At 37.9% G+C, this 12,723-nt stretch carries 7 protein-coding genes; all 7 read right to left on the bottom strand.

The window, feature by feature from the left end:
- Window position 1: 1 nt before the first annotated feature.
- Window positions 2-3,463, bottom strand: coding sequence for a SusC/RagA family TonB-linked outer membrane protein (locus IM797_RS19800; protein WP_194128904.1), 3,462 nt, complete (start codon window positions 3,461-3,463; stop codon window positions 2-4).
- Window positions 3,464-3,700: 237 nt separating this feature from the next.
- The gene (locus IM797_RS19795; RefSeq protein ID WP_194128903.1) at window positions 3,701-4,849 is read right to left on the bottom strand and encodes a FecR family protein; all 1,149 of its coding nucleotides are present in this window, start codon (window positions 4,847-4,849) and stop codon (window positions 3,701-3,703) included.
- Window positions 4,850-4,932: 83 nt separating this feature from the next.
- The gene (locus IM797_RS19790; protein ID WP_194128902.1) at window positions 4,933-5,529 is read right to left on the bottom strand and encodes an RNA polymerase sigma factor; all 597 of its coding nucleotides are present in this window, start codon (window positions 5,527-5,529) and stop codon (window positions 4,933-4,935) included.
- Window positions 5,530-6,533: 1,004 nt separating this feature from the next.
- Window positions 6,534-7,682: an AhpC/TSA family protein gene (locus tag IM797_RS19785; protein WP_194128901.1), complete on the bottom strand. Its 1,149-nt coding sequence runs from the start codon at window positions 7,680-7,682 to the stop codon at window positions 6,534-6,536.
- Between the two features lie 53 nt (window positions 7,683-7,735).
- On the bottom strand, window positions 7,736-9,349 hold the full coding sequence (locus tag IM797_RS19780) for a S41 family peptidase (protein WP_194128900.1): 1,614 nt from the start codon (window positions 9,347-9,349) through the stop codon (window positions 7,736-7,738).
- A gap of 5 nt (window positions 9,350-9,354) precedes the next feature.
- A complete protein-coding gene (locus IM797_RS19775; protein WP_194128899.1) occupies window positions 9,355-11,346 on the bottom strand; it encodes a TlpA disulfide reductase family protein in 1,992 nt (663 codons plus the stop codon).
- Window positions 11,346-12,707 carry a RagB/SusD family nutrient uptake outer membrane protein gene (locus IM797_RS19770; protein ID WP_194128898.1) on the bottom strand — a complete coding sequence of 454 codons (1,362 nt, stop codon included), beginning with the start codon at window positions 12,705-12,707 and terminating at the stop codon, window positions 11,346-11,348. Before IM797_RS19770 ends, IM797_RS19775 begins: the two co-directional genes overlap by 1 nt.
- Between the last annotated feature and the right edge of the window lie 16 nt (window positions 12,708-12,723).

Below are 12,723 nucleotides of genomic sequence, written 5' to 3'. Positions count from 1 at the left end.
ATTATAATTTAACGGTTAATCCTAAGGTTAACTTTCGTGGAATGCCATATTGTTTTCCATTGTCTATTCCAGTTTCGATTGATACCACCTCTGGGTCAAGACCAGAATAATTGGTTATGGTGAAAATATTCTCACCACTTGCATAAAATTTCACGCCGCTCACCTTTATGCGTTTAACAAAGCTTTCTGGCAGTGAATATCCAAGTGTCAGGGTTTTTAACTTGATGTAATTTACTGTTTCAATATTTCTGTCAAGTACATCTGTAAAACCTGAGGAGTTAGATATTTGTAGACGCGGATATTTAGTATTGTTGCCTGGGACAGTCCAAAAAGTAACATGGTTGGGGTTAAATAAAAGCGGACTTTGTGAACTTGCAATAGAGGCGCCCGGAACAGCATTGAACATTTTTCTTCCAATAGAATAGACCATAGATAAATTCAGTTCAAAACTTTTCCATCTGAATTCATTCACCAGGCCGCCATATATTTTTGGCAGGGTACTTCCCAGATACACACGATCATTTGAGTTGATCACACCATCACCATTGGTATCCTCATAGTTAATGTCTCCTGATTTATAGAAATTACCAGTATCATACTGAGGAGCGAGCGGCACAAGATCACCATTCACGTTAAAATAGACTGGCACTTGGTTTTGATTTTCAACAAAACCTTTGGTCTTGTAACCATAAATGCCACTTAAAGATTTACCAATTACAAAATAATCCCTGGAATCTGTTCTGTAAAGATCTCTATTATTATAAGTGTCTAGCAAAAGATTCCAATTGCGTGCAGCATTCACAGAGATATTCCAGGTCATTCCCTTTTTCCTTATCAGAGCATATTTCACCATTAGTTCTATACCCTCGTTTGATATTGCCCCCATATTTCTCCATTGTGTGACATAGCCTGAGTAGTCGCCAGGTAAAACAGAGTTATACAGCAAATCAGTTGTCTTCCTATAATAATAATCAGAAGTAATACTTAAGCGGTTGTCAAACATCTCAAGATCTATACCCAAATCCATTTGTGATGTTTTTTCCCAGCTCAGATCAGGATTCAGGAGTCCATCAATATAATGTGGGCTAATTCCTGCCTGACCGGTATATGGATATGGGGTATTGTCAAGCAGACCAAGCGCAAGATAGGTCTGAGAAAAAGTTAAGCCTGATTTCCCCCAGCTAGCTCTTAATTTACCGAAATTCAGAAAAGGCAGATTGTCTTTAACAAAACGCTCTTCTGCAAATGACCAGCCGGCGGCAACAGATGGGAAATAAGCAAATTTATTATTCTTACCAAAAACAGATGATCCGTCTCTTCTGAAGGACATATTGAAAATATACTTCTCTTTGAAATTATACTCTAATCTGCCGAATAAACTATTCAATACTTTCTCCTGCATGTCAGATGTAAAGGTTTGCAATGCAGTAGTTGTTGTTGTACCGAAGGCAGTTTGAGTGCCAAGCAAAGGGAAGCCAGGTCTTGAATAGAAAATAAGGTCACTTGGTGAACCCATTGCCGTACCGCCATTATATTCATATCGGTCGTATTGGCTGGAGAAACCAGCCAATACTTTTAAATTATGGTTTTTCCGGATATTCAAGCTGTACGTAAGTAAGTTCTCATTTAAAATCTGTGAATTACTTTCTACTTCTCCTGTACTCCTACCCCTATTATTCACATCAAGAAATGAAGGTGCATAGTAATTTCTTTTTTGTAAAGAGTAATCATATGACACGTTAGAGGAGACATCTAAGCCAGGCAATAAATGGTATTTCAGGTCGAAATTTGATGTCAGCCGGTTTCCCCTGTTTTTTTCATCCACATACCTTAAAGATGCCAGTTTAGTATCGTAAAATGCTGAACCTGGACCTGGTACGGTAGAAGAAAGTTCCAGAGGATCACCCGGTACTGTTTCAATTGCACTACCACGATTGAGCCCTCCATCTTTTACAGATTTGCTTCTGTCTGTGCCGGTTAGGTTGATCCTTAGCGTAAGATCCAGGTTTTTAACTGGAGAAACCGTAAAGTTACTCAAAAGGTTTACTCTAGTAAAATCAGAGCCTCTGGAAACACCTTCCTCGTTATATAGTCCAAGACCTATCCCATAAGAAATCTTATCCATACTCCCAAAAGCCTGAACATTACCATTAGTAACTTTTGCAGTCTGGTAATAAACAGGAAACCAGTTCGTAGAGTTGTTATAATAAGTATTTAAGCTGTCTTGTAGTTGTGGTGAGCTAAAACCGCCGTTATAATTAGGCTGCCAAAACCCATCGAGCCCTGGATTGGGATCATTATAGCTGGTAGGTATAGAATATTTCTTGTTCTCGTAGTCATAATAGCCAACCAGTTGATTTCTTACCGATTTAATATGGAAATCACGTTCAGCCTTACCTATGGTTACATCAGGAAATCTTGGAAGCAAACTTAAACTTGAAGATATGTTCACATTGAATTGCCCTTTGTTGTCTTTGGTGCCTTTTTTTGTCGTCACCAAAATAACCCCATTTGCCGCCCTAGATCCATAGATTGAAGCTGCGGAGGCATCTTTCAATACCTGAACCGATTCAATCATATCCGGATTGATGTCTGCAAGTAAGTTTGTTCCCGTAACGGGTGATGAAAATGTATTCATAGGTACCCCATCAATTACCCAAAGTGGGTTACTAAAGCGACGCGCCTGTTCTACACCTAGAGAGTTATATCCCCTGATGGTGATCGCTGTTCCGCCACCACCCGGTGATCCGGAATTTGTAGTGACGTCCATGCCCGCAACCCTGCCCTGCAAGAGTGTAGCGATACTTGCAGAAGGAATTCCTTCAAATTCCTTAGCAGTAACAATACTTCTGGCTCCAACATCTTGTCTTTTAGAAGAGGAGCCATATGCAACAACAATGGCTTCATCCAAGTCAGTTGTTGCGATTTTCAATTGGATGTTAAAACTACTTGCACTTGCAGGAATTTCTCTTTTTTGGTATCCAATATAGGAAATGACCAACACAGCTTGTGTATTGGTCACACTGATGGAGAACTCACCGTGCAGGTTAGTTTTTGTCGCCTTGTTGCTGCCCTTAATTATCACCGAAGCTTCGGCAAGTGGTTTTCGATTTTCTCCTGTAACCACACCTTTGATGATGATATCCTCTGCGTTGGTTTTACTATTCTTTTTAACCGGTTTTATGAGAATCATTTGGTCTTCGACTACATAAGTGAAAGGTTGTCCCTGGAAACATTTATCCAGTACGCTGATTAATGAAGCAGCCTGAACATCAATGGTGACAGGGTTTGCTTTTGTCAGTTGATCCGACTTATAAAAAAAAGTATAGTTACTTTGTTTCCTTATTTCCTGAAGTACTCGCTCCAAAGGCGCATTTTTAGTCTTTAGATCAATAAGTTGTGCTGCGACTTTAGCCTTCAGCTGAAAGCAAAATATTAACAGAAAAACACATACAAGTTTCATAGTCAAAATTATTTGGTAATGCCAGTTTGATACCCTGCTGAGGAAAGCCCAAGCCGGACTAATTATTCTTTTACAAAGAATATTTAATTTCATACATTTATAGTTTAGGTTATTGATTGGTTTGGTATTGCTTTAACGGGCACAAATGATTATGGCCTAATTCTTACCGGGGCGTTCGAGCGCTCCGGTTATTTTAAGAAAGACCGACTACATTCGTTTTTGATTTCTATTGCGTAATTATTTAGTCACTTCTAACCTCCCTTCCCTGATTTGCATATTGATATCACTTGTTATTTTAAAGATTTTAAAAACTTCGGATAATTTTTTTGTTCTTGGGATGATGCCTGAGAATTTAATTGCAGGAATATTATCCATGTCTGCTTCAATATTATACCATCGTTTCAGATCACCCACAATAGTATTTAAATCATCGTTTTCGTATTCAAAAAAGCCATTTTTCCAGGCAATACTCTGCTCCGGATTTACAGTTGAAACAATGATCTTTCCTTCACGGAATATTGATTGTTGCCCTGGTTTTAGCATACAATTTCCAGAAGTACTGGAAACATTAACAGCGCCCTCCAACAATGTTGTTCTAATTGACATATCCTCCTGATAACTGCGTATATTAAAATGAGTTCCAAGCACAGTTACTTTTTGCCCCTTGCTTTCGACAACAAAAGGATGTTTCTTATCTTTTGCTATTTCAAAATACCCCTCGCCAACTAGTTTCACATTTCTCAATCCCCCCTCTAGTAGGGTAGTATTATAAGTAAGGCTAGAGGCTGCGTTCAACCAAACCATAGATCCATCTGGTAGTACCAATTTAAAAACCTGACCATTTGCTGTTGACAGCACATTAATCTGCTTATATTCATCGGCTTGTTCCATTTGATAGACTAGCTGTCCGTCGTCTTTTCTTGAAATACTTACTCCAGAATCTTTGACTATCTCTGGACCAGCAGATTGAGTTAAGTTGATGATTTTACCACTGGAAAGTTTCAGCGTAGCGCCATTTTTCCCAGGTAAGATATTGGCAGATGGACCGGTTTTTACTAAATCATTCCTTCCTTGAAAATGCAAAATCGCATAGCCGCAAACCAGCAAAATTAAAGAAGCCGCAGCAACTTGTAGCCATAATTTTCTTCTAATAATTTTATGTTGAGGCTGGCTAATTATTCCATTATAAATTTTCTTTGAATCGTTTATAATTATATGAGCAAATTCATCAGTTCTGATGCCATCCCATTCGTCTTCAATTATTTTTTTTGCTGACAACTCATTTTTATCTTCATTTAATGCGCTATCCAACTCAATAATCTCCTTCAATGTAGCTTTTCCACTGGTGAATTTATTGAATAAGTAGATTAACTTCTTTGATTCCATGATTTTTGGTATTCATATGGATTTATAATGACCTTTTAATATATAAACACCCATCAGGAGAAAAGGGGGGGCTGGCAAAAGAATTATTTTTCTAACAAACCAAACAGTATGATCAGGACATATAAATGAGTATGGCTTCTCACATAATTGCGAACTGTGCGTAACGCGAGCTTCATATAAGTCTGAACCGTATTGTGAGAAATATTTAGCTGACTCGCTACCTCATCATATTTTAAGCCCTGCTGGTGACAAAGTTCATAAATTTTCTTTTGTTGTGGCGGCAGTTGATTAATCGCATCCTGTAAAACTCTACGGGCATCCATTAGTAAGATATGCTCTTCGGTATTATTATGTGACTCATTAAAATCAAATTTATTTAAAGCTGATACCTTTGCCTCCAGTAGCTGTCTCCTTAAAAGATTATAGCAAGCATTTTTTGCTAAGGTTTTTAGGTAAGCTTCCAGATTTGATTCTTCCCTGAGTTTAGGTGCAGAAAGCCACAACTTCAATAGAACCTCCTGCATAACCTCCTCTGCATCAAGAGGTTGCTTTAATATTTTAAGGGCAACTGCATAAACTTTTTTATGATAAAACTCATAAACCATATGAAAAACATCATGATTCCCTAACTTTAAATGAGACAAGATCTCAGAATCACTAAGTTTATTGAAAAGTTCCATACAATAATCCCACGCAAAAGCAATTTAAGAAATGAATATTCATTTTACCTAAAGCTATTAGCAATATTAGTAAAAAAACATGAATATAAGAATTAGAGAAATACATATTAAGCTCAGATCGAGTTTAAAATTCATCAATATCCATAATCGACTTTTATGATTTGCAAGCCTTCAATAAGTGAAGAGTCATTTAATATACTAAAATCTAAATTTTTGATGAAACAATTATAAAACTTAAGGCTTAGTACATCAAACAATTCGGTCTATATATGTTAAACACCCAAATAATATCATCATAAATTCAACTTAAAAATAGTGTAATTTTAACTAAAAATAAAAAAAATAATTTCAAAGGAATTTAAAAATCTTTCGCTAGGAGAGCAAAAACGAGTATTAAATTAGGTTTGGTCAAAAAACTTATCAGTCAGTCTAACGGGGAGTATTGGAAAAGATTCAGAAAACTACAAAAAGAAATAGAAAAGGGTTCAACAAAGCTCTCTAAAAATCTATCAGAGAAAATCAAGTTTGGTAAATCCGAACTTTTGTATATAAACAACATTTCCCGAGAATCATCGTTCCCGCAGCAACATAAGCAAAGTATGAGCCTACTTTAATTGTAACACACACTGGACTTTAGGTCAAAGCTAGCAATCCTGTTGTCAAGCATATAGAAAAGATACAAACAGAGAAAGCGGAATAATTTTTAAACCGTAGAAATGTAAATTGGAACTCAAGATTTTATGACTAAGAAAGGCTCTTGTCGGACTTAAACACCTGTTTTTAATCCATTCTTAAAATGACTAAAATGTAATGCTCTTTTATCACTTCGGGATTTCCAAAATCTTGCTAAGGTTAACAAGTTTTGTATATATTTCAACTTCAAAAATAGCTAAGAATTTGTTTGTAAAATGATTATACATTAATACACCAAAAATTCACATTTGATCAAGAAACTACAGTATAAAAATAGCCTTTCGGCTATTTTTATACTTAAATATTAGGACTTATTTCTTGTAGATTTCTTCAAGCTTTTTATCTAGCACCTCACCCCTAAGGTATTTCCCAATAATTTTGCCTGTAGGATCAATCAAGAAGTTCATCGGAATAGCCTTGACGTCATAGAGCAATCCAGCTTCATTATCCCAGCCTTTCAGGTCTCCAACTTGCTTCCAGGTCAGTTTATCATCCTCTATAGCCTTCAGCCACTTAGCTTTATCACTGGCTTTGTCCAAAGACACACCGAGTATTTCAAAACCTTCTTGTTTATATTTCGCATAAGCCTTAACAAGATTTGGATTCTCCCTTCTGCAGGGTGCGCACCATGAAGCCCAGAAATCGATCAATACATATTTCCCCTTATAGTCTGATAGCTTTATCAGATTACCATATATATCAGGCTGTGAAAAATCAGTTGCCTGAACACCTTCTTGCGTTTTTTTAACAGACTGTATTTTTCCCTCAACCTGCTTACCCAAGTATGAGTTTCTCAAATTTTCGCTTAGAGCAACAAAAACTTTCTCCATAGCAATCGCATCGAATTCAGGCCCTAACAATGAATTTAGTGCCATTAGAGCCATGTGCTGATTAGGGTTTTTCAGAATATAAGACATTTTAGCATCAAAAATTTCCTTTTCAACCGCCTTAGCACGGTTTTCAAGAGTTTGTATATAAGCCTGATCCTGTTTCTTTGCCTCAGGTTGCTGTTGAAACTCTTTATTGAGTAGTTCAAATTTATTATATATTGGGTGCAAATAAGCATTTACTTTTTCATTTTCAGCATTTACTGCTGAACCTTCAATTACCGCATGCGAAACGGAATCTTTCGCAATAACCGAGATGTTTTCATTTGCTAGTAAAAGCGGCTTTACATCAAATCCAGTTTTCTTTCCGGGCTCATCAGGAATCCCATCATGTTTCACACGTATGGTTGCATCCATAGGAGAGGATACCGAGCCTTTGAACTCGAACTTTCCATTTAGAATGTAAGTAGAGTCCAATTGCTGATTACCCTCATTATGAACTAAGAGAAATGCTTTAGCAGGTTTATTCAGCTTACCTATCTGTCCTTTGATAGAATACCCTGTTTGTGCAGAAACACAAAATGGAATAATGGAGGCAAAAACAGCTAGTTTTGTTTTATTTATTTTTTTCATTTTTTATCTATTTGTTAATATTAATGGTTTGAGTCGTAAGTATAAAAATCAGTTTATTCCTTAGTTTGGGATTTTGCAATACCTTTTAATAACCGGTTATAAAGGAACTGATCCTTCAAAATCTGAACTGCAGACAAAAAGCTTTCGTTTGCCTCATTACGTACCAGAAATTGGTGATCTTTTCCCGGGTATAGTAGCTGAGCAGTCTCTGCCTTAAACTCCACTGAAAGGCTTTTTTTAGCCGCTTTATCTGAAGTTTGAGGCATGTCTTTAAAACTCAGCGCCGCTTCTTGTATTATTTTCTCCAAAACCTTATCATCTGCTTTAAAGAAACTATTAAATGTTGTAAAATCAGGATATTTGCGCAACAATGATGACCTGTTGGACTGCACAAAGTCGAAACTAGCCTTAGTAACCAATCCGCTTCCCATTACATTGTTCATCCAAATGCTGTATAGATTATTGTCTATCGGAACAAAGCGGTCCGGCATTATCCCTCCACCGCCGTAAACTGTTTTCTTATAAGTCAGCGTATTGAATTTTAAGGAGTCTGGAAAACTAAAGTGACCTTCTTCTTTAAGTTCGCCAGAAGCCATTCTGCGGTTAAAATCTTCAGCATAATCTTCCTTTCCTTTCGCATAAGGCTTCTGTATAGATCTTCCAGAAGGCGTATAATAGCGTGCACCTGTTAACTGTAAGACAGAGCCGTCGGCCATTGACAACGGCTTTTGCATTACACCTTTACCAAAACTCCTGCGTCCAATCACTACTGCCCTGTCCCAATCCTGCAAAGCTCCAGTTACAATTTCACTGGAAGAGGCGGTAGACTCATCGATGAGCACAACCAAATCTCCGGTCATAAATTGGCCAAAGCCACCTGTAGCATAATTATCCTTAGCTCCGTCATGACCTACTGAATAAAAAACCAGGCTTTCTTTTGGCAAAAATTCGTCAGCGACCCCAATAGCTGCCTGTACGTAACCGCCACCATTCCCCTGCAAATCAAGTATCAGCTTTTTCATCCCAAGCGCTTTTAGTTTTTTCAATGCAGCATCCATCTCCCTTCTGGTAGATTCACTAAAAATTGATAGAGAGATATAGCCAATCTCTTTACCAACCATATAACTGGTACGAATAGATAGGTCTGCAATCTGTTCCCGAACCACCTTTATTTTTACAGGTACATCCCTACCATCCCTCATCACCTGCAGCTCAACTGCCTTACCTTTCTCTCCTCTAAGCATGACCATGATATTCTGGTTCTTCAATCCTTTTCCAATTATAGACAGATTGTCGATTCGAAGGATTCGATCTCCTTGCCTAAGTCCAGCTCTGGCAGCTGGTCCATCCGGGTTTATTCCTGTTACAAAGGTACTGTCATTAACCATTAAAAACTGAACTCCAATCCCAGCGAAACTACCGGACATCGCCTGATTCAACGACTCAGCCTCCTCCCGGCTAATATAGCTGGAGTGCGGATCCAAATTACTCAACATGCTTTTTATAGCTACATCTACTAATCTTTCATCATTCACTGGATCAACATAGTTATCCTGAATCATTTTCAATGCATCCTGTAACTTTGCTTTAGGATTCATCTGGGCCCGCACTGTAAGTGTGAGTAAAGATCCTAAAATCGTTAGCGCTATCTTATCTATATATCTCATTTTTTTTATTTCTCTGATCTCAACATTTCAATAGCCATGGACAACTCGTCCATAAGCTGACTGGGACTCCCTGAATAGCCTTCCGAACTGTAACGAACCCTCCCATTCTTCAGAATAATTTTACGCGGAATAGCCGAAGAATTAAAGAGTGGGACTAAGCTCTTAAATACTTTTTCCTGCTCTCCATTCTTGTCCACTGCATCGTGGAGCATATTAAAACGAAAACCATTGCTTTTCACATAATTAACTGATTTAGCTTTATAGTCTCCAGTCTGCATTGTACCTACCAGGTATATAACAACCTGCTGATCTTTAGCATATTTATCGACTAACAATTGCATACCAGGGAAAGCCATGATGCAAGGTCTGCACCAAGTAGCCCAAAAATCAATCACTACAATCTTATCCTTCCAATCTGCTGAATTAACAATATTTCCATTTGCATCTTCAAGTGTAAATGGAATCAATGGGTGGTCAACCATATTTTCTCTAACATGATTGGCCATAGCATCATTTTTTGATTTCGACTTTAGTGAATTCAGATAGTTCTGATAGCCTACCTCATTACCGTTATGATTCTTCAAGTATATTGATTTGAGTTTATCAAACATTGATGGAGTGACCGCACTATTTTTAACACTCATCTCCAGAAGAGTTAAAATACCTTTTTCATCAACAAGCTTCTCAAGGATAAAAAGATGAATTTCGTTGATTTCAGCATTACTGTATAAGCCATCTGAAGTTAACTTCTTAAGGTAATTTCTACCTTCAGCATAACTGCCTGTCTCTTTTGCCAGGGCAATGTGCGTATACAACCTGTCGTCCATCTGTTGATCGGCATTTTGCTGAGCCTTTAAAGAATCTTGAAAATCATCCATGTAGGAATTATCCTTTTGATGCGCTAAAAGGTAAGGTATAAGCTTACTGCTCATGTCAAATAAAATTTTCTTATCAACCTTATTCGACAGAAATCCTCTCAGTATATTCCATCGATAAAGCTCATTTGCTGTCTTAAAATCTATGATATCAAACAAAGACAAATATTTATCATATTCGTGGTTATCAAAATAATACTCTGCAATCCCCCTGTATATTGTGTAATAAGCGAATGCCCTGGAATCCGGATTTTTGCGCCACACGGTCAGTGGAAAATCTTTTAGAAACTGCAAGGCTGCGTCCTGATGTTTTTTGAGGTCTTTTAAAGCCATGACTTCTTCAAAAGCAAGAAACCTCGCTGCGCTTCCATTTGGGTATAACTCCTTTATGCGGTTGGCCACTTTTTGGGCCATAGCCTTATCTTTTAGATCGAAACTGTAATATCTTTGAATATCTCCAAGTAGCTGCTCACTGATATTTATACTTTTCAGCTGATCCTTAAGTATGCCATCAGCGTACTTTCTGAATGCAGTCTCAGACATTATTTTCTTCTTTAACATCAAATAAGCCGACATGTATTTTTCAATCCCGGATCCTTTTATCTGCCCTTCTTTTTCCAGCAATGCCTCTGTGTTGGAAATATTCTCTTTTGGTGCTGAGAAACCATCAAGCAAACCTCCGGGAACCGGAGGTGTTAATAGAATTGCTTCGGCAAGATAGCTACCAGCCACAAGCTTTCCTTTTGAAGATAAAACAGCTGTATAAAATCCCTTCCCTTCATTATTGTCAACTACATCTGGCCTTTCAATATCTCCCCGATAGAATTTAACCGCTATAAAGGTGACATTTTGAGGGAGCAGATATTTAGCTGTCCATTTGCCATTACGCTTCGATAATGGCAGGCTTTGCGCTATCCAATCAAAATTCTGGAACAGGACCAATGCGGCTTTTACCTCATCACTAAATTCCAAATCACTTCCTGATGCATCATAACTAATGTCCAGTTCTTTTCCTGCTACAGGCAATGTCGGCTGAAGACTTAGCTTTGAAGTTACCTGCTGCTGTGCATAACTGGATATAGACAACAGGGTAAATAAGGCTATAAAAATTCTTTTTCTCATTATCTTGGGCTTTGTTTTATTTCTGGATTAAGTTCTAGCACAGCTTGTGCGACCGGATAAATATAAAGGTTGCTACCGGGTGCCAATGTATAATCGACGCCATCAAATGTTCTGATGACAGGTTTAGCAAAATCTGCATCAAGACTGAGTCTTCTCTGGTCAAACCAGCGAAAACCAGTGCCCATAAATTCCCTCCTGCGTTCATTGATCACAGCAGGAAGAAGATCAGCAGGATTTGTGATGGACAGCGTTGGATAACCAGATCTGAAACGATTCTCCCGCAGTTTATTTAATAGTTCCAAGGTTTTGGCCAGGTTGCCTTCACGTGCATACACTTCTGCTCTGTTGAGCATAAGCTCCGGAACACCTAATCCCGTATATACACCTTCAAATGTAAATCTAGGCCTGATATAGGCACTTCCTGGTATTCCATTAACTGAAGTCGCAGTGAACAATTCGTACCTCAAATCTCCATTTTTGCTTGTCCTATCAAATAAATCAATCAGCTTCGGATTTAACTGCGTCTGAAACTGACCTGCAGCAGTCTTTGACAAAATGATTTCCGGGTCGTCAAGTTTTCTTGGAAAACTTGACGTATTGCCTATGAAGGTTTCAAGATTATTCAGTGAATTTTTCAATTCAAGTGCTTTATCTGCATATTCTCCTGATAATTTGAAATTGCGCATAAACAGATAGCACCTCGACAATAAAGCATAAGCAGAAACTTTCCCAGGATGTCCGTTATGGCTACCTAGATTCGGAAGTGACGGAATGGCCTCTTCAGTGTCTTTGATGATCTGGTCGTATATCTCTTTTACACTTGCTCTGTCCAACTTCTGAAAAAGATTAGGCTTAAGGAGGAGAGGAACTCCAACCTGACTATTCGCATTTGAGGGATTATAAATTTCACCGTATTGGTTCACAAGTGCCAAATAGGCAAAGGCGCGGTGCACCAAAGCTTCTCCATAGATTCGCTTTTTTTGTACCTCAGTTCCGTTGAGGCTTGACATCACTCCGGTAGTAACTTCGTTGCAAACGTAAATTTGTTTGTAAAGGTTAGTCCATCCAATATCAGTTTGTGCATCACCATAGTAGTTGCTTGACCATATGTAAGCAGCCTTATATTCCGAGTTCCATGATGCCTGTTGGCTTACATCCAAAGTAGCAATGTCATCACTGGTTACCTGCGGAAGAATATAGGTTGACTCAAAGTTACTCCTGTTATTTATTACAAACTGATAGTCGTCAGTATACTTTAAGGTACGTTGGTCATATTGATCCACTTCTACATATTTCCTGCACGAAGATGTCGTTAAAGCTATAAATAAGCAGATCCACAATTTATATTTTAATTTTTCCATTATAAATACTTTTCGA

The organism is Pedobacter sp. MC2016-24, from assembly GCF_015223055.1.
Classification (GTDB): domain Bacteria; phylum Bacteroidota; class Bacteroidia; order Sphingobacteriales; family Sphingobacteriaceae; genus Pedobacter.
This window is presented reverse-complemented; position numbering and strand designations above follow the sequence as displayed.